The sequence below is a fragment of the Pseudomonas sp. PB103 genome (genome assembly GCF_009764635.1).
Taxonomy (GTDB): Bacteria; Pseudomonadota; Gammaproteobacteria; order Pseudomonadales; family Pseudomonadaceae; genus Aquipseudomonas.
Genome location: NZ_RWIL01000023.1, coordinates 103146 through 127061 on the forward strand (window position 1 = coordinate 103146; position 23916 = coordinate 127061).

Below are 23916 nucleotides of genomic sequence, written 5' to 3' on the forward strand. Positions count from 1 at the left end.
AGCCAGAAAAGCCCCTCACCCTAGCCCTCTCCCGGAGGGAGAGGGGACTGACCGAGGTGTCTTTTGCTATACATCGACCTGAAAACGCCAGTCGATTATGGATTCGGTGAGCCTCTTTCAGGTCGATGGAGTATTCAAGCATCCCCCGGTCGGCCCCCTCTCCCTCCGGGAGAGGGCTGGGGTGAGGGTAGCTTTTCAGAACCAGGTATCCTGCATCGCCAGGCACGTATCATCTCGCGTCTCCAGCAACGCCAATTCATGGTGGCAGCCCGGCACTTCCCACGTCAGAAAATACCGCGCCGCCTGCAACTTGCCTTTATAGAAGTCAGCATCCGCCGCAGTGCCCTTGGCCAAGCCTTCCTCCGCACGAATCGCCTGCTCCAGCCAGCGCCAGCCAATCACCGTGTGCCCGAACACTTTCAGGTACAACGCCGAATTCGCCAGACTGCTGTTGACCTTGCCCTGCGCCAGATCCGTCAGCAAACCAATGGTCACCGTTTGCAGGCGTGCTACGAGTTTCTCAAGCGGTTCACGCAGTGCTGTCAGCGAATCGTGCGCAGTCGAGCGTTCGGCCGTATTGGCAATCAGGCGAATCAGCTGCTTCAGCCCCGCGCCGCCGTTCTGCGCCAATTTACGCCCGAGCAAGTCCAGCGACTGAATACCGTGGGTGCCTTCATGGATCGGGTTCAAGCGGTTGTCGCGGTAGTACTGCTCCACCGGGTATTCACGGGTGTAACCGTGGCCGCCAAGAATCTGGATCGCCAGTTCGTTGGCCTTCAAACAGAACTCCGATGGCCAGGATTTGACGATTGGCGTGAGCAAATCCAACAGCTCATGCGCCTGTTTGCGCTCGGCTTCGGTCTCCAGCGTGGTGGTGTCATCGAACAAACGGGCTGCATACAAACCGAGGTCAAAGGCGCCTTCGACGTAGGATTTTTGCGTCAACAGCATGCGTCTTACATCGGCGTGCTGAATGATCGCCACTGGCGCGGTAGTCGGATCCTTGCTGTCCGGCACGCGACCCTGCGGACGCTCGCGGGCGTACTCCAGCGAGTACAGGTAACCGGCGTAACCGAGCATCACCGCACCCATGCCGACGCCGATTCGCGCCTCGTTCATCATTTGGAACATGTAGCTCAAACCACGATGCGGCTCGCCGACCAGATAACCGACACACTCACCGTTATCGCCGAAGTTCAGCGCTGTGGAAGTGGTGCCGCGCCAACCCATCTTGTGGAACAACCCGGCGAGCAGCACGTCATTACGTTGGCCGAGGCTGCCGTCATCGTTGACCAGAAACTTTGGCACGATGAACAACGAAATGCCTTTAACGCCCGCAGGCGCGTCCGGCAGTTTGGCCAGGACCATGTGCACGATGTTTTCCGAGAGCGGGTGATCGCCACCGGAAATGAAGATCTTGTTGCCCTTGAGGCGATAGCTGCCGTCAGACGCCGGCTCGGCGCGTGTACGAATATCCGACAGCGACGAACCAGCGTGGGGTTCGGTCAGGGCCATGGTGCCGAAGAAGCGCCCGTCGATCATCGGTTGCAGGAAGCGTTGCTTCTGCTCGTCAGTGCCAAAGCTTTCAATCAGATTTGCCGCGCCCATGGTCAGGAACGGGTACGACGTCGAAGCCGCATTGGCCGACTGGAAATGCGCGAAGCAGGCTTGCGACAGCAATGTAGGAAGTTGCATGCCGCCGGCGTCGAAACTTCTCGCGGCGTTGAGGAATCCAGCCTCAAGGAAGGCATCCACCGCCGGCTTCACTTCAGGAATCAGAATCGCCTTGCCGTCTTCATAGCGCGGCTCGTTCTCGTCACCCTTGCGGTTGTGCGGCGCGAAGTACTTCTCGGCGATGTTGCGCGCGGTGCCGATGGCGGCGTCAAAGGTCTCGCGGTTGTGCTCGGCAAAGCGCTCACGCCGGGTCAGGCCCTCGGCATCAAGGACTTCATACAGCTCGAAAGCCAGATTGCGGGAACTGAGCAGCGTCTCGGACATGGCGGCCTACCTGAAATTGGGGTTGGGCCGAGTCTAAGACGCGGGAATAGAGGCTGAACAGGATGATTGATCGCGGTGATGTTAGAGCCGAGCACCAACTTAACAAATGCCCCAAAACACTGTGGGAGCTGGCTTGCCAGCGATGGCGGCATATCAGTCAACATTAATGGTGACTGAAAAATCGCTATCGCTGGCAAGTCGAATCGTCGCACCGCAGCTCCCACAGGGGTTGTTGCTATGCCGGGCACCAATGCAGGTGCCCGGTTTTTCGGTGTTAGCCGATAGTCATCAGACTGGCATTACCACCCGCTGCCGCAGTGTTAACGCTCAACGCCCGCTCAATCACCAGTCGCTCCAGCGCAATGTTGGTCTCGCCCTGGGACAAGCCCTGAACCCCAACGATCGCGCCGGCACGCTTGGCAATCTGCTGGCAAACGCCGCGCAACTGGTCGGAATGGCCGTGATGCAGAACCGCATCGAACACCACCTCATCCTTGTTCCAGTCAGCAACCAGCTTGATCCGCGCCTGAATGTCCTTCGGCAGGCGTGCGAACAATGCCTTGCTGATGTCGGACTCCGGCCATACCGCCGAGCCGCCTACCGCCAGCACCGCTGCCAGTTGCGTCAGCAGATCGCCTTCAACCTCGGCCAGGCACAGCACGTGCTCGCGCGGCAGGATGGCGTAGCTGTTTTTCTCACCGGTCGGGCCGGCCAGCACGCGGGTGATGCCGCTCTGCGATTGCGCCGCGTACTGCACGCACAGGGTGCTCAGATCGGCGTACTTGCTGCTTTCAGCCCAGGCTTTCAGGGCGTTCAGCGGTTTGCTCATGGCATCGCGCAGACGAACGTCCGGGGCGACAACAGCATCACCGCGAGCGAAGGATTGTTCGATGGCATCGGTAGGACGGGTCGCCAGCAAACGATACAGGTACAGCTGGCCGCCAGCTTTCGGGCCAGTGCCCGACAAGCCTTCGCCGCCGAAAGGCTGCACGCCGACCACAGCACCAACGATGTTGCGGTTGACGTAGACGTTACCGGCGTGGACGTTGTCGATCACCTTGGCGATGGTCTCGTCGATGCGCGTGTGTACGCCCAAGGTCAGGCCATAACCGGACGCGTTGATCTGGCCGATCAGTTGATCGATCTCTTTGCGCTTGTAGCGCACCACGTGCAGCACCGGGCCGAAGATCTCGCGTTGCAGCTCGTCGAAGCTTTCCAGTTCGATCAGGGTCGGCATGACGAAGGTGCCGCGTTTGACCTCTTCGGTGTCGGCGATCGCCACTTGATAGACGTTGCGACCTTTATCGCGCATGCCCTGGATGTGCTTGTCGATGCCCGCCTTGGCTTCGGCGTCGATCACCGGGCCGATGTCCACGGACAGGCGCTCCGGGTTGCCGAGACGGCTTTCCGCCATGGCACCTTTGAGCATTTCGATGACACGATCCGCGGAATCTTCCTGCAAGCACAGTACGCGCAGCGCCGAGCAACGCTGGCCGGCGCTGTCGAAGGCCGAGGACACCACGTCGATCACAACTTGCTCGGTCAGTGCCGAAGAGTCGACGATCATTGCGTTCTGCCCGCCGGTTTCGGCGATCAGCGGAATCGGGCGGCCCTGGCTGTCGAGACGGCCAGCGATGTTGCGTTGCAGCAGACGCGCGACTTCGGTGGAGCCGGTGAACATCACGCCTTTGACGCGCTCATCACCAACCAGACCGGCACCGACGGTTTCACCGCGACCCGGCAGCAGTTGCAGCACGCCTTCCGGAATCCCGGCTTCGAGCAGCAAGCGCACGGCTTGCGCGGCCACCAGCGGAGTTTGCTCGGCAGGCTTGGCCAATACCGGGTTACCGGCAGCCAGTGCCGCAGCGACTTGGCCGCTGAAGATTGCCAGCGGGAAGTTCCACGGGCTGATGCACACCACCGGACCCAGTGGGCGGTGGGCGTCGTTGCTGAAATCGTTGCGCGCCTGCACTGCGTAATAACGCAGGAAGTCGACCGCCTCGCGGACTTCGGCGATGGCGTTGGCGAAGGTCTTGCCGGCTTCGCGAGCCAGCAGGCCCATCAGCGGCTGGATCTCGCCTTCCATCAAGTCAGCGGCACGTTCCAGAATCGCCGCGCGTTCGGCCGGCGGAGTGGCCTGCCAGATCGGTGCTGCGTTCAGCGCGCATTGAATGGCGTTGTCGACGTCTTCGACAGTGGCTTCCTGAACATGACCGACCACATCACGGTGATCTGCCGGGTTCAGCACTGGCGCAGGGGTTTCAGTGCTGGACGCGCAACCGAGCATCGGCGCAGCTTTCCAGTCGGTGTGGGCAGTGGCGAGCAAGGCGCAGGACAGTGATGCCAGACGATGTTCGTTGGCCATGTCGATGCCGCTGGAGTTGGCGCGCTCAGTACCGTACAGATCACGCGGCAACGGAATGCGCGGGTGCGGCAGGCCGAAACCACCTTCCACGGTCGCCATCTGCTCGATCTGCGCCACTGGATCGGCCACCAGCTCCTGAATCGAAATCGACTGATCGGCAATACGGTTGACGAACGAAGTGTTCGCGCCGTTTTCCAGCAAGCGACGTACGAGGTAGGCGAGCAGGGTTTCGTGAGTACCGACCGGCGCGTACACGCGGCACGGACGGTTCAGCTTGCCTTCGGAAACTTTGCCTACAACTTGTTCGTAAAGCGGTTCGCCCATGCCGTGCAGGCACTGGAATTCGTACTGACCGGGGTAATAGTTCTGACCGGCAATGTGGTAAATGGCCGACAGGGTGTGGGCGTTGTGCGTGGCGAACTGCGGGTAGATGACTTCCGGCACCGACAGCAGTTTGCGTGCGCAAGCGATGTAGGAGACGTCGGTGTACACCTTGCGGGTGTACACCGGATAGCCTTCCAGGCCTTCGACCTGGGCGCGTTTGATTTCGCTGTCCCAGTACGCGCCTTTCACCAGACGGATCATCAGGCGATGACGGCTGCGACGGGCCAGATCGATCACGTAGTCGATCACGTACGGGCAACGCTTCTGGTAAGCCTGGATGACGAAACCGATGCCGTTCCAGCCGGTCAGTTGCGGCTCGAAGCACAGGCGCTCAAGCAGATCCAGCGACAGTTCGAGACGGTCGGCTTCTTCGGCGTCGATGTTCAGGCCGATATCGTATTGCTTGGCCAGCAGGGTCAGCGACAGCAGGCGCGGGTACAACTCGTCCATCACGCGCTCGTACTGCGCACGGCTGTAACGCGGGTGCAGTGCCGACAGCTTGATGGAAATACCCGGGCCTTCATAAATCCCACGACCGTGGGAGGCTTTGCCGATCGAGTGAATGGCTTGTTCGTACGACGCCAGGTACTTCTGCGCGTCGTGTTCGGTCAGCGCCGCTTCACCGAGCATGTCGTAGGAATAACGGAAGCCCTTGGCTTCGAACTTGCTCGCATTGGCCAGCGCTTCGGCGATGGTTTCGCCGGTGACGAACTGCTCGCCCATCAGGCGCATGGCCATGTCGACGCCCTTGCGGATCATCGGCTCGCCGCTCTTGCCGATGATGCGGCTCAGCGACGAGGTCAGGCCGGCTTCGTTGTGCGTCGAGACCAGTTTGCCGGTCAGCAGCAGGCCCCAAGTGGCAGCGTTGACGAACAGCGACGGGCTGTTGCCCAAGTGCGGGTGCCAGTTGCCAGTGCTGATCTTGTCGCGGATCAGTGCGTCGCGAGTGCCCTTGTCCGGGATACGCAACAGCGCTTCGGCGAGGCACATCAGCGCCACGCCTTCCTGGGACGACAAGGAAAATTCCTGCAGCAGACCCTGAACAATGCCTGCACGACCGCCGGCACTTTTCTGGTTACGCAGTTTTTCCGCGATGGAGGCAGCAAGCTTGTTGGTGGCTTCAGCCATGGCGACCGGCAGGCGGGCCTGTTCGATCAGCATCGGCACCACTTCCGGCTCAGGGCGACGGTAAGCAGCGGTGATCGAAGCGCGCAGAACGGACTGCGGCAGGATGCTCTCGGCAAATTCGAGGAAGCATTGGTGGGCGTGATCGGTGTGGACTTCGCCTGCCTCATCGGCGTCCTTGGCGGTCAAACCGTTCAGCTCGGTCAGGGTTGCACCACCCTCGAGTTTCTCCAGGTAATTGAAAATTGCCTGCTTGATCAGCCAGTGCGGTGTGCGATCAATCGAGGTCGCGGCCGCCTTCAGGCGCTCGCGTGTCGGGTCATCGAGTTTGACCCCAAGGGTGGTGGTAGCCATATTTTTATCCTCATGGTTGCCACAGTTGCGTGGCATCAGCTGGCCGCAAGATTAGCCGCGCGCTGAAAGAGGTGCAACCGGGTGCAACCCTTTTTTTGTCGGAAAAATAAACGCTTCGTCAGGAATTATTTTCTGGTACTGAAGTGCCGCACTCGCTTGGTGCTTTTGCTTCTAGCAAAGCGCTCGGACTGCGCTAAAAGGGAGCAAAAACCGCTTATTTCTCGGTATATCCGACTAGGTGCAACTAATTCTCACGAAACTGGTTGCACCTTTTTTACTTTGTTGCATAGCATTCGCGCCCAAGGTGCAACCGGTATAAACCGGTGCATCGGCTGGTGGCTTTCCTGGGGAAACATCAGTCCTAAATGCGCGGGATCTGAAATCGTCTGCCAAACGTCGTCGTTTGCGTGCGGTTGATCACCGCTGCTACATAAAAACAAAGCCAGGGCGTAACTAATGAGCGTAAGCAATCCAACACTGATCACGTTCGTGATCTACATCGCAGCAATGGTGCTGATCGGCTTCATGGCCTATCGCTCCACCAACAACCTTTCTGACTATATTCTTGGCGGCCGTAGCCTGGGCAGCGTTGTTACTGCACTGTCTGCCGGTGCTTCCGACATGAGCGGCTGGTTGCTGATGGGCCTGCCGGGCGCCATCTACATGTCCGGTCTGTCCGAAAGCTGGATCGCCATCGGCCTGATCGTCGGTGCCTACCTGAACTGGTTGTTCGTCGCCGGCCGTCTGCGCGTGCAGACCGAGCACAACGGTGATGCCCTGACCCTGCCGGACTACTTTTCCAGCCGTTTCGAAGATAAAAGCGGCTTGCTGCGCATTATTTCAGCGATCGTGATTCTGGTGTTCTTCACCATTTACTGCGCATCCGGCATTGTCGCTGGCGCCCGTCTGTTCGAAAGCACCTTCGGCATGTCCTACGAGACCGCGCTGTGGGCCGGTGCTGCAGCGACAATTGCCTACACCTTCGTCGGCGGTTTCCTCGCGGTAAGCTGGACTGACACCGTACAAGCCACGCTGATGATTTTCGCGCTGATCCTCACGCCGATCATCGTGCTGCTGGCCACCGGTGGCGTCGACACCACGTTCCTGGCGATCGAAGCACAGGACTCAAGCAACTTCGACATGCTTAAAGGCACCACCTTCATCGGCATCATCTCGCTGATGGGCTGGGGTCTGGGCTACTTCGGTCAGCCGCACATCCTCGCGCGTTTCATGGCGGCGGATTCGGTGAAATCGATCGCCAAGGCGCGTCGCATCTCCATGACCTGGATGATCCTGTGCCTGGGCGGCACCGTGGCGGTGGGCTTCTTCGGTATCGCGTACTTCTCGGCGCACCCGGAAGTGGCCGGTCCCGTCACCGAGAACCACGAGCGTGTGTTCATCGAACTGGCGAAAATCCTCTTCAACCCATGGATTGCCGGTGTGTTGCTGTCGGCGATTCTGGCCGCCGTGATGAGCACCCTGAGCTGCCAGTTGCTGGTGTGCTCGAGCGCCCTGACCGAAGACTTCTACAAAACCTTCCTGCGTAAATCCGCTTCGCAACTGGAGTTGGTCTGGGTCGGCCGCGCCATGGTGCTGTTGGTTGCACTGATCGCGATCGCCCTGGCGGCCAACCCGGAAAACCGCGTATTGGGCCTGGTGTCCTACGCCTGGGCGGGTTTCGGTGCCGCGTTCGGTCCGGTGGTGCTGATCTCGGTAATCTGGAAAGGCATGACTCGCGACGGTGCACTGGCCGGTATTCTGGTCGGCGCAATCACCGTGGTGGTCTGGAAGCATTTCGAGGTGATGGGTCTGTACGAAATCATCCCGGGCTTCATCTTCGCCAGCCTGGCCATCTTCATCGTCAGCAAGCTCGGCTCGCCGACCACTGGCATGGTGCAGCGCTTCGAAGCGGCGGAAAAAGATTTCCACCTGAACAAGTAATTGTTCTGAGCTGACGCTCACCTGAAAACGGCCCGTTTCCTACAGGAGACGGGCCGTTTTTTATTGCCTGCAATTTCTTGCGGACACTGGAGAAACCTTTGGGAGCTGGCTTGCCAGCGATGAGGTCGACACATCCAACACATTGGGTGACTGACGCACCGCCATCGCTGGCAAGCCAGCTCCCACAGGGTTTGGTGGTGAAGTTGGGGATTTGTCTGTAGTCGAAGGCGCCGGTTTTTGCAGGGGCTTTCGTAAATGGAAGTAGGGCAAATCTGATTTCCCCGTCACCCACTCAATACCCCTTGCCCCTCATGCAGAATCGCCCGCCCTCACTCTGCAGAGAAACATCGGATGTTCGCGCCTGCCAATCAACCGCGCTTCACGTTGACCCTCGAAGGCGCCCAACATGACCTCAAGGTCCTTGAGTTCACGGGTAAGGAAGCCATCAGCCAACCCTTTCGTTTCGAGCTGGAGCTGGTCAGTGAGCGACCCGATCTGGACCTTGAAAGCCTGCTGCACTGTCAGGCGTTTCTGAGTTTTGATGCCGACGGTTCCGGCGTCCACGGTCAGATTTATCAGGTCGGGCAGGGCGATTCCGGGAAACGTCTGACGCGTTATCACGTAAGCCTGGTCCCGCGTCTGACGTACCTTGGGCATCGGATCAATCAGCGTATTTTTCAGCACCTCAGCGTTCCGCAAATCATTGAGCGGATCCTCAAGGATCACGCGATCCTGCGCGATGCCTTCCAGTTCCAACTCGGCAGCGACTACCCGCCGCGTGATTATTGTGTGCAGTACGCCGAGAGTGATCTGGCGTTCATCCAGCGCTTGTGCGCCGAAGTCGGCATTCATTACCACTTTCAGCACAGCCCGGAAGGCCACTTGTTGGTGTTCGGCGATGACCAGACCGTGTTTCCGCGACTCGCCGAGCCGACGCTGTATCTGCCCGGCAGCGGTATGGCCGGTGGCGCCCCGGCGATCAAGCGTTTCAACGTGCGCGTGGAAACCCGCAGCAGCGTGGTCACGCGGCGCGACTACAACTTCATCAAGCCGCGCCTGCAGCTGGAAAGTCGCGTTGACGGCGAGCAACGCCCGGTACTGGAGGATTACCACTTTCCCGGCCAATTCAACGACCGTGAAACCGGCAAACACCTCGCCCAGCGCGCGCTCGAAAGGCATGTTGCCGATTACCGTCAGGCCGAAGGCATCAGCGACGAATCCTCGCTGGTGTGCGGACATTTCCTGCAACTCACTGACCATCCGCGCCACGACTGGAATGATCTGTGGCTACTCACCGCCGTCGAGCACCATGGCCGTCAGCCGCAAGTGCTGGAGGAATCGGTCACCAGCGATGGGGAAGAATTCCAGGGTTACCGTAATACCTTTCTCGCCACGCCGTGGGCAGTGTTTTTTCGCCCGCCGCTGGGTCCGAAAAAACCGCGAATGCTCGGTTACCAACCGGCCGTTGTCACCGGCCCGAAAGACACCGAGATCCACTGTGATGAGTATGGCCGGGTCAAAGTGCAATTAGCCTGGGATCGTGATGGCGAGCTGAACGAGCATTCCAGTTGCTGGCTGCGCGTTGCCACCGGCTGGGCCCATGATCGTTATGGCAGCGTGCTGATTCCACGGGTCGGCATGGAAGTACTGGTCGGCTTCATCGACGCCGATGCTGACAAACCGCTGGTGATGGGCTGTCTGCCCAACGCCGCGACGCCGGTGCCGCTCGATCTTCCGGCCGACAAGACTCGCAGTATCTTCCGCAGCCAAAGCAGCCCTGGCGGCGGCGGTTACAACGAACTGCGCATCGAGGATCGCAAAGGCGCCGAAGAAATCTACCTGCGCGCCCAGCGCAACTGGACGCAGCACGTGTTGCACGATCAACAGGTGCAGGTCGATAACCAGCGCAGCATTGTCGTCACCGGCACCGCGCGGCATGAATTGAAGGCCGATGAACAACGCATCACCCACGGCCAGCGGCAAACCGCAGTGCGGCAGGACGATCACCTGACCGTGACCGGCGACCGGCATATTCGCGTCAGCAGTCAGGCGCTCAGTGCCAGCGGGCAATTTCATGTCAGCGCTGGCCAGCAAGTGGTCATCGATGGTGGTGCGAGCGCAACCATTCAGGCCGGTGGGCAGTGGATCAACATCGGCCCTGGGGGGATTTTCAGCAGCGTGCCGATCATGGTCGGTGGCGCACCGATGGTGCCCATGAGTGCCGCGCCCGTTATGCCGGGGTTGCCGGAGAAACTGGCGGCAGCGCCCGCCGCCATGCTCACGCCGGCACAGATCATGAGCCTGAAAGGCGATGCACCGTTCTGCGAAGAGTGCGCGCGGTGTAAGGAGGGTGTTTGTGCCGTCTGAATGTCTAGCGCCGTCGGCGTGGCTGGCGAACGTACCGCTGAAACCGTCGGAGCAATTGTTCGCGATTTTCAGCAAAACCAGCGACGCCAATCCATCCAGGGCTTGGCAAGGGGCGTCGAGCCCAATCTGGGCGGACACTATTTACGCCGAGTGGGATGCGGTGATGCCCTTCGTGGGAATTGTCGCTGTGGACAGTGAGTTTCTCGATTGGGTGGCGGCTACCGAGTCTGTTGATTGGGGGTGGCTGGCGGTTTCCTCGGCAAGCCTTGAAGCGGTGGTTGAGCATTTTCGCAGTCTGACTCAGGTGCTGATGCCGGACGGCAAAGCGGTGTTTTTCCGGTTTTGGGATGGGCGGTTTTTTTCGCCGATCCTGCAGTCCGAGGCGGTCAGCGCGGCGCAGTTGTTGCCGGTGATTTCGCGTGGGCTGATTAACGGTCAGGCCATTGATATTGGAGGAGCGGCGCCGGTTGGCGGGCGGGTGTTTCCATGGTGGACAGTGCCTGATTCGGTATTGGCGGCGGGCGGAGCTGATGTTCAGGTCGGTAATGCTGTGCCGTGGCTGAGTGAGGAACATCCGGCGTTGTTCGAGGCGTTTCCGGAGGCGGTTTTGCGCTGCAAGGTCAGGCAGTTTTTTCAGTTTTCGGCGTCGGAAGATTCGACGCAATCGGCGTTATTGGCGTTTTTGCTGGCAGAGTCGGTGTGAGTTTTCCGGGCGAAGGCTTCGGACGTTTCCTTCGAGTTGCGGCGGTTTTCATGAACTGGTGGGCGGTGGGTTGCAGGGATAGTCTTTTCGTTGTCACTGCGAGAGTGGTGGCGGGTGTAGGAACCCTGACAAATTCACCGTGCATCAGCGTCGACGTTTCATTACGGCACTTAAATTCGTGCCCGTAATATCTTTCACGGCGGCTGTGCGCGGGAACGCTTCGGCGTAGCTGAGTTTGGTGGGTTTCTCAGTTTCCTACTCTCGCGTACGGCTGCCACCCAAACCTGTAGGAAGGTCATTGGCAGGCTCATTTAACCTATTGAGGTGCAACTGATATGGCTAGGATTAAACCCGATCCACCCTACGAAAAGATCACTCCCCATCCCGCCAACCGCTTCATGGCCCTGACCAGCAATTGCAGCGACATGCCCACCCTGTTCGTCGACACCCACGCGCCCCTCGACATCCTCCTGGACGCCGCCAGCTACCGCCTCCGCGCCGTGGTTCAAGTGTTGGAGAACCTGTGCATGCGCGGCTCGGTCGAGTGCGATTCGATCATCCTCAGCGACTTCGCCATGCTCTGTGCGATCCCGCTGCGCGATGGCTGTGATGTGCTGGATGTTATTGGGCGCAGGTTGGGCGGCATGCCGTCCTGACGGCTCAAGATCAAAAGATCGCAGCCTGCGGCAGCTCCTACAGGGGTTATGTAGGAGCTGCCGAAGGCTGCGATCTTTTGACTCTCAAAAAGGCTCAATCAACAACGATGTAAGCATCCTGAGCCCGAATGAAACGGTCGAACGCTTCTGAGTTGTAAACCTGCAGGCAAGCATGGAAGACCATTTTTTCATCGGAGTATTTGCTGTTGGCGGAGGTCAGGTCATACGCCGCAGACACATGGTTCCTCGTCTCGTTATAGGGATCGTGCAGTACCTGCAGCGTGTCTTCATTTTGCAGGACGGTGTGCATGCCCTTGCCCATGAACGAGTAGGCACCGGCGGCCAATGCGATGTCTTTTCTCAGGGCGGATTGCTCATTGAATGGCGCCAGGAGGCAGTGGCTCAAGCCGTAATTTTTGAGTGATTGCCGGGCTTGATCGGTGTGGTTTGCGTCGGCAAGTGCGAGGTATGGGCCTAGTGCGCCGAGTAGGAAGATGAACGGGTGTCGCATGAGTTTTTGACTTCCTGTCGATCATGGTTAGCCAGTGTAACTGCATGATAGCGAAGCCCCTCACCCTAACCCTCTCCCGGAGGGAGAGGGGACTGACCGAGTCGGCTGGGTGAGGTACGCCGACTTGCGACTTCTGCAGCGTACTTTGCCCGGCCACGCTTGAGATCGCGGTGGTCTTTCAGGTCGACGTAAGCCGAGAGATCACCACAATCAGTCCCCTCTACCTCTGGGAGAGGGCTAGGGTGAGGGCCCGCATTTGCCCGCTCAGCCGCCAACCCCTGACTTGCCGCGCGGTAAAAGGTAAACTTTGCGCCCTTCGCAGGAGCAGCCATGAATTATCGTCACGCCTTCCATGCCGGCAATCACGCCGATGTGTTCAAACACCTGACCTTGACCCGTCTCATCGCCCTGATGTCGCGCAAGGAGCAGCCGTTTGCCTATCTCGACACACACGCCGGCATCGGTCTGTATGACTTGCAGGGCGATCAGGCCAATCGCACCGGCGAGTACCTGGAAGGCATCGCGCGTTTGTGGGAGCAGCCGGATCTGCCGGCGCTGACCGCCGACTACATGAAGGTGCTGCACGAGATGAACCCGGATGGCCAGTTGCGCTATTACCCGGGTTCGCCGGAGCTGGCGCGACGCCTGACGCGGCCGCAGGATCGGCTGATGCTCAACGAGAAGCACCCGGAAGACGGCGTGCTGCTCAAGGACAACATGGCCGGTGATCGTCGGGTCAAGGTGCATCTGGGTGAGGGCTGGCACGTGCCGCGGGCGATGTTGCCGGTGCAGGAGAAGCGTGCGGTGATGTTGATTGATCCGCCGTTCGAGCAACTCGACGAGATGCAACGTTGCGCGGCGTCGTTGAAAGAGGCGATTGGCCGGATGCGCCAAACGGTGGCGGCGATCTGGTACCCGGTGAAGGACCAGCGTGCGCTGCGTCGTTTCTATCAGGATCTGGCCGGGACCGGTGCGCCGAAGTTGCTGCGGGTTGAGTTGCTGGTGCATCCGCTGGACACGCCGAACAGTCTGAATGGCTCGGGGATGGCGATTGCCAATCCGCCGTGGGGGCTTGAGGAAGAATTGCGTGAGCTGCTGCCGTGGTTGTCGAAGAAGCTTGGGCAGACCCAGGGCGGGTGGCAGATGGACTGGTTGATTGCCGAGAGCTGATTAACGGCAAGATCAAAAGATCGCAGCCTGCGGCAGCTCCTACAGTGGAATGCGTTTTCCCATGTAGGAGCTGCCGCAGGCTGCGATCTTTTGCTTTCAGGCTTTAGTTACCCGCCAAACTCGCTGGCATGCACACGCCGGTGCCGCCAATCCCGCAATAGCCTTCAGGATTCTTTGCCAGGTACTGCTGGTGATACGCCTCGGCGAAGTACACGGTCGGCGCCTGTTCGATTTCGGTGCTGATTTCACCCAGACCGGCCTTCGACAGTTCAGCCTGATAGGTCGCCTTGCTCTTCAGCGCCGCATCCAGATGCGCAGGCGAGGTCGCGTAGATCACCGAGCGGTACTGCGTGCCGATGTCGTTGCCCTGACGCATGCCCTGCGTCGGGTTGTGCAGTTCCCAGAACATCGCCAGCAACTCTTCGTAGCTGACTTTATCCTTGTCATACACCACCAGCACCACTTCGGCGTGGCCGGTGAGGCCCGAGCAGACTTCTTCATAGGTCGGGTTCGGCGTGAAACCACCGGCATAACCGACCACCGTGCTGACCACGCCTTCACGCTGCCAGAAGCGGCGCTCGGCGCCCCAGAAGCAACCCAGACCGAAAATCGCAAAGTCGACGTCCTGGAAAAACGGGCCAAGCAGCGGGGTTTCTTCGAAGACGAAGTGCTTTTCAGGCAGGGTCATCGCGGTTTCGCGGCCAGGCAGAGCTTGTTCTTTAGTCGGGAGCACGTTTTTGTTCACCAGAATTTCCGAGCGCAGAACCATGATCGTTCCTCTCAGTCAGGATGGGATGTAAAAAGTCAGACCGCCAGTGTGCCCAATGATGCCCGACTCCGCACTACCCAATGTAGGAGCTGCCGCAGGCTGCGATCTGTTGATCTTGTCTTTAAAAAACAGGATCAAAAGATCGCAGCCTGCGGCAGCTCCTACATGAGGGGGGCGGGGGTTAGAGGCAGAGTGGGCCGCGCGGGTAGCGCTTGAGGGCCTGGATCAGTTCGGCGCCGGGGATTGGCCGGTCGAACAGGTAGCCCTGGCCGACGTCGCAGCGGTGCCGGCGCAGGAACGCCAATTGCTCGGCGGTCTCGATGCCTTCGGCCACGACCTTGAGCTTCAGGTTGTGTGCCATGGCAATCACCGCAGAGGTGATTTCCATGTCGTCCTGGTTGTCGGGGATTTCGTGGATGAAGCTGCGATCGATTTTGATGATGTCGATCGGGAATTTCTTCAAATAGCTCAGCGACGAATAACCGGTGCCAAAGTCATCCATGGCCAGGGTCAAACCCAGACGCTTGAGCTGATCGAGCTGCAAGTGCGTGTCTTCGGTGGCTTCGAGCAGCAGGCCTTCGGTCAGTTCCAGTTCGAGCAGATTGGCCGGCAGCGCTTCTTCCTTGAGGATGTTGGCGATAGAGGCGACCAGGTCCGGGTCGGAGAACTGCTTCGGTGAGAGGTTGATCGCCACTTGCAGATTGCCCATGCCCGCAGCGGTCAGCGCTTTGCTCATGCGGCAGGCCTGGCGCGCGATCCACTTGCCGATCGGAATGATCAGGCCGGTCTCTTCGGCGACGCTGATGAACTGATCCGGGCGGATCATGCCGCGTTCCGGGTGGTTCCAGCGCAACAGCGCTTCCATGCCCAGCAGACGACCGCTGCGCAGGCACAGTTTGGGCTGGTAGAACACGTCCAGCTCATTCTGGGTCAGGGCGCGGCGCAGGTTGTTCTCGACGAACAGTTTGTAACTGGCCTCGGCGTTCAGCGCCTCGGTGAAGACTTGCACCTGATGTTTGCCGTTGGCCTTGGCCTTGTGCAGCGCCAGACCGGCGTTGCGCATCAGGGTTTGCGGGTCGCGGCCGTGCAGCGGCGCGCAAGCCAGACCGACCGAGCCGGTGACGCTGATCAACTGGTTATCGACGAACATTGGTTTATCCAGCGTCGCCAACAATTGGTTGGCGATCTGCTGACCGGTCGCCAGATCGGTGTCGTCGAGCAGCACGGCAAATTCGTTACTGGCGAAACGCGCGAGGCTGCCGCTCGGACTAAGGCTGTTGCGCAGACGTCGGGCCAGGCTGATCAGCAGTTTGTCGCCGGTCTGGTGGCCGAGGCTGTCGTTGATCCGCTTGAAGTTGTCGATGTCGACCAGCAGCAGGCTGATCGGGGTATCGCTATCGCGGGCGAAGCGTTCGTCCAGATTGCGGATAAACGCCGGGCGGTTACCGAGGTTGGTCAGGTTGTCGGTGTAGGCCAGGCGCTCGATACGCTGCTGCGCCAGTTTGGTCTGGGTGATGTCTTCGTAAATGCCGATGTAGTGCGTCAGCTCACGGTTATCGCCATACACCTTGGAGATCGACAACTGGCCCCAGTACGGTTCGAGGTTCTTCCGGCGGCTCTTGAATTCGCCCTGCCAACTGTTGCTCTTGGCTAGCGCCGAGGGCGCGTCGAACAACAGTTCGCTGAGGTTCTCCAGGGCCGGCAACTCGGACAGGCGCTGACCGTGGACTTCCTCGGTGGTGTACTGGGTGATCGCGGTGAAGCTCGGGTTGACGTACTCGACCACGCCGTCGCAATTGACCAGCAAAAACGCGTTGGCGCTTTGCTCGACCGCACGCTGGAACAGGTGCAGGGCGCTGGTGGCGGTGCGGCGGTTGTGATTGTTGATGACTTGCGCGAACTGGTCGGCCAGCTCGCCGGCAAAGGCGATTTCATCGGACTGCCAGGCGCGGGTGACGCCGGTCTGCTCCAGGCACAACACGCCGACCACTTGGCCGTCGACACGGATGCTGGCGTCGAGCATCGCGTTGACGTCGCGCGGGCGCAGCGCCTCGGCCATCTCGCGAGTGCGCGGGTCGCGCATCGCGTTGTGCGCGTCGATCGCACGGCTGCTGTGCAACGCTTCCATGTAGTCGGGGAAACTGCTGATGTCGATCACGTCCGGCAGCAGGTATTCCTGCGTCGCGCGGTGGTACGCCGAGATCGGCACCAGTTGCTGGCCTTCGAGATTCCACAGGCTGGCGCAGTCGATTTCATAGATATCGCAGGCGCAGCGGGTGATCAGTTCGGCGGCTTCTTGCAGCGAATTGTGCGTGCTGTAGCGCTGACGGGCGAGCAGCAGAATCAAGTCCTGCTGGGCGCGCACGCGTTCCAGATGTTGCAGTTGCTCTTGCTGGGCGCGCTGGTTCAGCTCCAGGGCGATTTGCAGACGTGAATTCTGTGTTTCAAGGTCGACGGAAGGCAACGGCGACGCTTCATCCAGCGCCTCACCGACGGCCAACAAGTAGCCGCGCAGCAAATGGCGGTTATGTTGTTTATAGGCTTCGCCGAGTTCAAGGATGCTCAGTGCGCCGGCCGGGGTGTGCAGGGTGTAGCGCACCAGATAATGCGGGCTGGCGCCGAGTTGTTGCTGGATGGTGTCGTGCAGCTGATAGCGCGCTTCCGGCTCCATCAGGCTGGCGTAGGGGGCGCCGACCAGAGCGCACAGCTCGACAGCCGGTTGCCCGAATTGGCGTTCGCAGTTGGGGTCGAGGAACAGCATTGCCCAACTGGCTTCATTCAAGCGCTCGAAACGCAGCATGCCGAGCCGCGAGGGCACAGGCAACTGCGTCACTACCTCGGCCGCCATACGGCTGGCGGCATCGGGTTGGCTCTTCATGAAGGGAACTCGCTTGGAAATATGCTGAACGCGCCGGGCTCTCGCCCTCTTAAACGTTGCCTGCGGCAAGGTTGCATCATTGCGGCACTGACTGACAAGAGACATGAAGGCCAAGTGCTATAAGAATGTGTCGGCTGCGCTGAACATTTCTCCAGCGTGGGGGTGAAAAGAGCAAAAGATCGCAGCCTGCGGCAGCTCCTACAGGGCAACGGACCCCATGTAGGAGCTGCCGAAGGCTGCGATCTTTATGGCTTAGCGAAGCTTTATGGCAATTGACTGCAATTGTTTGCCATCACGATCATGGTAATTGATCAAAATATGATCAGCCTCAACCACCATGTGCGCAAAGTTATCCTCACTGATCACTTCGCTGGTCAATTCATGCGAATAGTCGCCTGCCGCCGTGCGTACCAGCGGTTGATCGAGGACAAACGTCGACGCCTTGGCGTACGGCAACAGTTTGCTGTTGCACAGCGGCGAAGACACCACGGTGTGAATTTCGAAATCAGCATCTTCGCTATGACTCAGCCGCGACGTCAGCGAACCGTGCACATCACCGGAAACCACCACGACATTTTTGATGCTGTGCGTGCGCACCGTTTCCAGCAGGCGCAGGCGCTGCTGGGCAAAGCCTTGCCAGGCATCGTCGCCATTCAGTTGGCGATCCGGGAAGAACATCACGCTGGTCACGACGAATTTGACCCGCGCCGTGCTATTGATCAGCCAATCGCACAAGGCCTGTTCCTGGGCTTCATCGAGGATGCGTGGTTCATCGCTCGACAGGTCGCGTCGGGTGCGCGTGTCGGTCACAAACCATTCGATATCGCCTTCGCTGAATTGATACCAGTAGTGCTCAAGCGAAGCATGATCAAGTTGCCCGTTAGTTGTCAGTGCGTACGCCGGGCTGTGGCTGACTTGATATAACTCATATGCGGCCATGGCATTGCGATATAACTCATCGTCTGCAGCGTCTGCATTCGCCGGCCAGTTGTCTTCGATTTCGTGATCGTCGAGGATCATGTAAGTTGATGTGCCGGACATCAGTCGTTGTATGCCTGGTTGCGAAAACGCTGCACGGTACTTGCACAGAATGTCTTTATAACTTCGGTCGGGGGCGATCAGGTTCAAGTCATCGGCATAAATCTGGTCACCGCTCATGACCGTTGCGCTGATCGGTGGTTGTGCGCCCTCGATCAATTGATTGATCGACGTGAAGATCCGGTCTCCCAGTAATGGCAGGATCGGTACGCCTGCTGTCAGTCGCAGATAGCGGCAAGATCCAAGAATATAAGCCCGTGCCTGCAAGGGCTTGCTGCATCGAGTGCGCAAGCGATAGAGCTCGCGGGGCCATTGCAGCGGCAGTTCTGCAACGCTGTCGACGGTGTGTACCGGGCTCATCGGGCAGAACCAGCCGGTTTGAAACTCATACTCGGTGTCCTCCTGCAAATCATTCAAGATGAACACGTCGGATAGATCGCGTGATTCATCAAGTTTGATAAACAGGGCGTTTGACCATTGCGCTGTATTACTGGCCCGATAACGCAGGCCGGCAAAGACTTGCAAGTTTTTTTGCAGTTCGCCACGGATAAATATGCGTGCGTGGTTAGTTGTCGTGTGGCCGATTATCGGGCCGACAGTGGGTTTTAACATGTTCGAATCCATTCGAATGAGTGACAAAGAATATATAAGTGGCAGACAAATAAGTAAGTTGTTCTGGTGGTGGCAAGACTAGTTGTCGGTGGGATAAAAAGAATGGCGCGAAGTTGACTGGAGCTGTAGCCGAAGTCAGCGGCTTATGTGGGAAAAGCCCCCGTCAGTAATCTTCAGGCAAAAAAAAGCCCCGCCAAACTGACGGGGTTGAGGTACGAGCGTGTGGCGCTCGAAAACGTGAAACGCAAGCGGCCCGCCGTTGCCGGAGGGCCGCTGGGGATTACAGCAGGATGGTGCGGATGTCCGCCAGCAGGCCGCCCAGGCGCTGGGTGAAGCGTGCGGCAGCGGCGCCGTTGATCACACGGTGATCGTAGGACAGCGACAGCGGCAGCATCAGTTTCGGCTGGAAGGCTTTGCCGTCCCAGACTGGCTGGATGGTTGCCTTGGAAACACCGAGGATCGCCACTTCCGGCGCGTTGACGATCGGCGTGAAGCCGGTGCCGCCAATGTGGCCGAGGCTGGAAATGGTGAAGCAGGCGCCTTGCATGTCGTCAGCGGTGAGCTTCTTGTCGCGGGCTTTGGCGGCCAACGCAGCGGCTTCGGCTGCCAGTTGCAGCAGGCTCTTCTGGTCGACGTTCTTGATGACCGGTACCAGCAGGCCATCCGGAGTGTCGACGGCGAAGCCGATGTTCACGTATTTCTTGCGGATGATCGCTTTGCCGCTTGGCGCCAGCGAACTGTTGAAGTCCGGCAGCTCCTTGAGCATGTGCGCGCACGACTTGAGCAGCAGCGGCAGGATGGTCAGCTTGACGCCGGCCTTCTCGGCAACGGCTTTCTGCGCCACGCGGAACGCTTCCAGCTCGGTGATATCAGCCGAATCGAACTGAGTCACGTGCGGGATGTTCAGCCAGCTGCGGTGCAGGCTCGATGCGCCGATCTGCATCAGGCGAGTCATCGGCACTTCTTCGATTTCGCCGAAACGGCTGAAATCGACGACCGGAATCGGCGGGATGCCCGCGCCACCGGTTGCGCCAGCAGCAGCGGCGGGGGCTTCCTTGGCCTTCTGCATCATCGCTTTGACGTAAACCTGCACGTCTTCTTTCAGAATACGACCGTGCGGGCCACTGGCACCGACAGCGTTCAGCTCGACGCCGAACTCACGAGCCAGTTGACGCACGGCTGGGCCGGCGTGAACTTTGGCGCCCGGCTTGGCAGGGGCGGCTGGAGCGGCAGCGGGTGCAGGCGCAGCGGCAGCCGGAGCAGCAGCGGCAGGAGCACTTGGAGCAGCAGCGGCGGCAGCCGGAGCCGGGGCAGCAGCAGGGGCCGCGCCTTTGACTTTCAGCTTGAGGATCAGGTCGCCGGTACCGACTTCGTCATCCAGCTTGATGGAAACACTTTCCACCACGCCAGCGGCAGGCGATGGAATTTCCATGCTCGCCTTGTCGGATTCCAGGGTGATCAGCGACTGGTCGGCTTCAACGGTATCGCCAGCCTTGACCAACACTTCGATGATCTTGGCTTTGCCGGCCGAGCCGATGTCCGGAACGTGGATGTCCTGAACGCTGTCAGCAACCGGAGCGGCTGGCGCGGCCGCCGGAGCAGGCGCAGCGGCAGCGGCCGGAGCAGCAGCCTGAGCCGGAGCGGCCGCAGCAGGGGCCGCAGCACCCGCCACTTCCAGATCCAGAATCAGGTCGCCAGTGCCGACTTCGTCGTTGAGCTTGACGCTGATGGCCTTGACCACGCCAGCGGCAGGCGACGGGATTTCCATGCTCGCCTTGTCGGATTCCAGCGTGATCAGCGATTGATCAGCTTCGACGGTGTCGCCGACCTTGACCTGAATCTCGATGATCTGCGCCTTGCCCGAAGAACCGATGTCCGGCACGTGCACTTGCTGAACCGAAGCGGCAGCAGGGGCAGCGGCTGGCGCGGCAGCAGCAGGAGCGGCGGCCGGTTTTTCTTCAGCCTTTTTAGCCGGTGCAGCAGCCGGAGCAGGGGCCGCTTCAGCGGCGCCCTCGACTTCCAGCTCAAGCAGTTCGTCGCCTTCTTTCAGACGGTCGCCCAGCTTCACTTTCAGGCTTTTGATGACGCCGGCTTTCGGGGCCGGCACTTCCATGCTGGCCTTGTCCGATTCCAGGGTCAGGATGCTCTGGTCGGCTTCGATACGGTCGCCGACCTTCACAAACAGTTCAATTACTTCACCTTCACCGCTGCCGATGTCAGGTACGCGAATGAGTTCGCTCACAAAATGTCTCCTCAGCAGTCCAGTGGGTTGCGTTTTTCCGGGTCGATGCCGAACTTGGTGATGGCTTCAGCCACAACCTTAGGTTCGATATCACCACGGTCAGCCAGTGCTTCCAGGGCTGCCAACACCACGAAATGACGGTCAACTTCGAAGAAATGACGCAGTTTCTTGCGGCTGTCGCTGCGGCCGAAACCATCGGTGCCGAGGACTTTGAATTCCTTCGACGGTACCCACTGACGGATCTGCTCGGCGAACAGTTTCATGTAGTCGGTAGAGGCGATGACCGGACCTTTACGGCCGTTCAGGCACTCTTCGACGTAGCTCAGCTTAGGCTTCTGGCCCGGCTTCAGACGGTTGCTGCGCTCGACAGCGAGGCCGTCGCGACGCAGTTCGTTGAAGCTGGTAACGCTCCACACGTCAGCGCCAACGTTGAACTCTTCACGCAGGATCTTCGCCGCTTCACGGACTTCACGCAGGATGGTGCCGGAGCCCATCAGCTGTACGTGGTGCGCCGCATCGCGGGTGTCTTCTTCGAGCAGGTACATGCCTTTCTTGATGCCTTCTTCGGCACCGGCCGGCATGGCTGGCTGCTGGTACGACTCGTTCATCACGGTGATGTAATAGAAGATGTCCTGTTGCTCTTCGGTCATCTTCTTCATGCCGTCCTGAATGATCACCGCCAGCTCGTAGCCGTAGGTTGGATCGTAGGTGCGGCAGTTCGGGATGGTCGCGGCCAGCAGGTGGCTATGACCGTCTTCGTGTTGCAGGCCTTCACCGTTCAGGGTGGTACGGCCGGCGGTGCCGCCGATCAGGAAGCCACGGGTACGGCTGTCGCCAGCGGCCCAGGCCAGGTCGCCAATACGCTGGAAGCCGAACATCGAGTAGAAGATGTAGAACGGCAGCATCGGCTGGTTGTGGCTGGAGTACGAAGTACCGGCAGCGATGAACGAGCTCATGGCGCCTGCTTCGTTGATGCCTTCTTCAAGGATCTGACCTTTCTGGTCTTCCTTGTAGAACATCACCTGGTCTTTATCGACTGGCTCGTAGAGCTGGCCGACGGACGAGTAGATGCCGAGCTGACGGAACATGCCTTCCATACCGAAGGTACGGGCTTCGTCCGGGATGATCGGAACGATGCGCGGGCCGATTTCCTTGTCCTTGACCAGTTGCGCGAGGATTCGCACGAAAGCCATGGTGGTGGAAATTTCACGGTCGCCGGAACCGTCAAGGATGGCCTTGAGAGTGTCCAGGTCCGGAGTCGGTACGCTGAAGCTTTGTGCGCGGCGCTGTGGAACGAAACCGCCCAGTGCAGTGCGACGCTCGCTGAGGTAGCGGGCTTCGGCGCTGTTTGGCTCTGGCTTGAAGAACGGCAGGTTCTCCAGCTCTTCGTCCTTGACCGGGATGTCGAAACGATCGCGGAACAACTTCAGGCTGTCGACGTCGACTTTCTTGGTGTTGTGCGCAGTGTTTTTCGCTTCGCCGGCACCGGTGCCATAACCCTTGATGGTCTTGGCGAGGATAACGGTAGGTTGTTCTTTGTGGTTGACCGCTTCGTGGTACGCCGCATAGACCTTGTACGGGTCGTGGCCGCCACGGTTGAGTTTCCAGATCTCGTCGTCGGACAGATCAGCAACCATCGCCTTGAGTTCTGGCGTGTTGAAGAAGTGCTCGCGAACGAACGCGCCGTCTTTGGCTTTGTAGTTCTGGTACTCGCCGTCGATGACTTCGTCCATACGACGTTGCAGGATACCGTCGACGTCTTTGGCCAGCAGTGGGTCCCAGAAACGGCCCCAGATGACTTTGGTCACGTTCCACTGAGCACCGCGGAACACGCCTTCGAGTTCCTGGATGATCTTGCCGTTGCCGCGAACCGGGCCGTCGAGGCGCTGCAGGTTGCAGTTGATGACGAAGATCAGATTGTCCAGCTTCTCGCGGCCGGCCAGGGAGATCGCGCCCAGGGATTCCGGCTCGTCGCACTCGCCGTCGCCCAGGAAGCACCAGACTTTCTGTTTGCCCGGCTGGATGAAGCCGCGGTGTTCCAGGTACTTCATGAAGCGTGCCTGGTAGATCGCCTGGATCGGACCCAGACCCATCGATACGGTCGGGAACTGCCAGAAGTCAGGCATCAGCCAAGGGTGCGGGTAGGACGACAGGCCCTGACCGTCGACTTCCTGGCGGAAGTTGTTCATCTGGTCTTCGGTGATGCGGCCTTCCATGAACGCACGGGCGTAAACGCCTGGCGAGGTGTGGCCCTGGAAGTAGATCAGGTCGCCGCCGTGTTCGTCGGTCGGGGCCTGGAAGAAGTAGTTGAAGCCGATGTCATACAGGGTCGCACTGGAAGCGAAGCTGGAGATGTGACCACCGAGGTCGGAATCTTTCAGGTTCGTACGCATTACCATGGCCATCGCGTTCCAGCGCACCAGCGAGCGAATGCGGCGTTCCATGAACAGGTCGCCAGGCATGCGTGCTTCGTGGGTTACCGGGATGGTGTTGCGGTAAGGCGTGGTGATGGCGTAAGGGAGCTGCGAACCGCTACGGGTTGCGAGTTCACCCATACGGGTCATCAGATAGTGAGCACGGTCTTCGCCTTCTTTGTCGAGAACCGATTCCAGGGCGTCCAGCCATTCCTGGGTTTCGACGGGATCGAGGTCTTGCATGGCTTGCTCCAGGGCGGAAAGGCTTCCAGAATCGGTTGCCTGAGTTTGCGACTGGCCTTGTGGGCAGACGATTTAAAATTCTTGGATTGCCGACAGGTTGTTCCGGCGGCGTGTAGTTTTACTACAAATCTTCCGGCATTTCAGCC

13 protein-coding genes are annotated in these 23916 nt (G+C 59.5%); 5 read left to right on the top strand and 8 right to left on the bottom strand.

All coding sequences use genetic code 11. The features are described 5' to 3' along the window. Nucleotides 1–195: 195 nt before the first annotated feature. Nucleotides 196–1998: an acyl-CoA dehydrogenase gene (locus EJA70_RS04615; protein WP_158829950.1), complete on the bottom strand. Its 1803-nt coding sequence runs from the start codon at nt 1996–1998 to the stop codon at nt 196–198. 274 nt (nt 1999–2272) lie between these two features. After that, entirely contained in the window at nt 2273–6226 is a 3954-nt protein-coding gene (gene putA / locus EJA70_RS04620) for a trifunctional transcriptional regulator/proline dehydrogenase/L-glutamate gamma-semialdehyde dehydrogenase (protein ID WP_158829951.1), read from the bottom strand. A gap of 456 nt (nt 6227–6682) precedes the next feature. Between putA and putP the strand changes: the two genes are divergently transcribed. The 4 genes from putP (at nt 6683) to EJA70_RS04640 (ending at nt 11893) form a co-directional block, all read left to right on the top strand. Beyond that, nucleotides 6683–8167 carry a sodium/proline symporter PutP gene (gene putP / locus EJA70_RS04625; protein ID WP_158829952.1) on the top strand — a complete coding sequence of 495 codons (1485 nt, stop codon included), beginning with the start codon at nt 6683–6685 and terminating at the stop codon, nt 8165–8167. A gap of 351 nt (nt 8168–8518) precedes the next feature. Then, entirely contained in the window at nt 8519–10534 is a 2016-nt protein-coding gene (locus EJA70_RS04630) for a type VI secretion system tip protein VgrG (RefSeq protein WP_158829953.1), read from the top strand. Next, nucleotides 10524–11237, top strand: a complete 714-nt coding sequence (locus tag EJA70_RS04635; protein WP_158829954.1) for a DUF4123 domain-containing protein — start codon at nt 10524–10526, stop codon at nt 11235–11237. Before EJA70_RS04630 ends, EJA70_RS04635 begins: the two co-directional genes overlap by 11 nt. A 335-nt stretch (nt 11238–11572) precedes the next feature. Continuing rightward, nucleotides 11573–11893 (top strand): hypothetical protein, encoded by a 321-nt coding sequence (locus EJA70_RS04640; protein ID WP_158829955.1) that lies wholly within the window; start codon nt 11573–11575, stop codon nt 11891–11893. A 94-nt stretch (nt 11894–11987) separates the two neighbouring features. Here EJA70_RS04640 and EJA70_RS04645 read toward each other — a convergent pair whose 3' ends face one another. Next, nucleotides 11988–12404: a hypothetical protein gene (locus EJA70_RS04645; protein WP_158829956.1), complete on the bottom strand. Its 417-nt coding sequence runs from the start codon at nt 12402–12404 to the stop codon at nt 11988–11990. A gap of 330 nt (nt 12405–12734) precedes the next feature. Between EJA70_RS04645 and EJA70_RS04650 the strand changes: the two genes are divergently transcribed. After that, the gene (locus tag EJA70_RS04650) at nt 12735–13574 is read left to right on the top strand and encodes a 23S rRNA (adenine(2030)-N(6))-methyltransferase RlmJ (RefSeq protein ID WP_158829957.1); all 840 of its coding nucleotides are present in this window, start codon (nt 12735–12737) and stop codon (nt 13572–13574) included. 103 nt (nt 13575–13677) lie between these two features. Here the strand turns inward: EJA70_RS04650 and msrA are convergent, their stop codons facing one another. From msrA to aceE, 5 genes are all read right to left on the bottom strand, one after another. Further along, nucleotides 13678–14343: a peptide-methionine (S)-S-oxide reductase MsrA gene (gene msrA, locus EJA70_RS04655; protein WP_158829958.1), complete on the bottom strand. Its 666-nt coding sequence runs from the start codon at nt 14341–14343 to the stop codon at nt 13678–13680. 181 nt (nt 14344–14524) lie between these two features. Next, nucleotides 14525–17221, bottom strand: coding sequence for a bifunctional diguanylate cyclase/phosphodiesterase (locus tag EJA70_RS04660; protein ID WP_008081374.1), 2697 nt, complete (start codon nt 17219–17221; stop codon nt 14525–14527). A gap of 252 nt (nt 17222–17473) precedes the next feature. Next, nucleotides 17474–18871 (bottom strand): alkaline phosphatase D family protein, encoded by a 1398-nt coding sequence (locus EJA70_RS04665; protein WP_158829959.1) that lies wholly within the window; start codon nt 18869–18871, stop codon nt 17474–17476. Between the two features lie 280 nt (nt 18872–19151). Next, on the bottom strand, nt 19152–21113 hold the full coding sequence (gene aceF / locus EJA70_RS04670; protein ID WP_158829960.1) for a dihydrolipoyllysine-residue acetyltransferase: 1962 nt from the start codon (nt 21111–21113) through the stop codon (nt 19152–19154). An 11-nt stretch (nt 21114–21124) separates the two neighbouring features. Then, a complete protein-coding gene (gene aceE, locus EJA70_RS04675) occupies nt 21125–23770 on the bottom strand; it encodes a pyruvate dehydrogenase (acetyl-transferring), homodimeric type (RefSeq protein ID WP_008081364.1) in 2646 nt (881 codons plus the stop codon). Between the last annotated feature and the right edge of the window lie 146 nt (nt 23771–23916).

Coding starts and splice junctions, on each gene's coding strand:
- EJA70_RS04630 (WP_158829953.1), top strand. CDS start 8,519: ATGTTCGCGCCTGCCAATCAACCGCGCTTCACGTTGACCCTCGAAGGC.
- aceE (WP_008081364.1), bottom strand. CDS start 23,770: ATGCAAGACCTCGATCCCGTCGAAACCCAGGAATGGCTGGACGCCCTG.
- msrA (WP_158829958.1), bottom strand. CDS start 14,343: ATGGTTCTGCGCTCGGAAATTCTGGTGAACAAAAACGTGCTCCCGACT.
- putP (WP_158829952.1), top strand. CDS start 6,683: ATGAGCGTAAGCAATCCAACACTGATCACGTTCGTGATCTACATCGCA.
- putA (WP_158829951.1), bottom strand. CDS start 6,226: ATGGCTACCACCACCCTTGGGGTCAAACTCGATGACCCGACACGCGAG.
- EJA70_RS04650 (WP_158829957.1), top strand. CDS start 12,735: ATGAATTATCGTCACGCCTTCCATGCCGGCAATCACGCCGATGTGTTC.
- EJA70_RS04660 (WP_008081374.1), bottom strand. CDS start 17,221: ATGAAGAGCCAACCCGATGCCGCCAGCCGTATGGCGGCCGAGGTAGTG.
- EJA70_RS04615 (WP_158829950.1), bottom strand. CDS start 1,998: ATGTCCGAGACGCTGCTCAGTTCCCGCAATCTGGCTTTCGAGCTGTAT.
- EJA70_RS04640 (WP_158829955.1), top strand. CDS start 11,573: ATGGCTAGGATTAAACCCGATCCACCCTACGAAAAGATCACTCCCCAT.
- EJA70_RS04645 (WP_158829956.1), bottom strand. CDS start 12,404: ATGCGACACCCGTTCATCTTCCTACTCGGCGCACTAGGCCCATACCTC.
- EJA70_RS04665 (WP_158829959.1), bottom strand. CDS start 18,871: ATGTTAAAACCCACTGTCGGCCCGATAATCGGCCACACGACAACTAAC.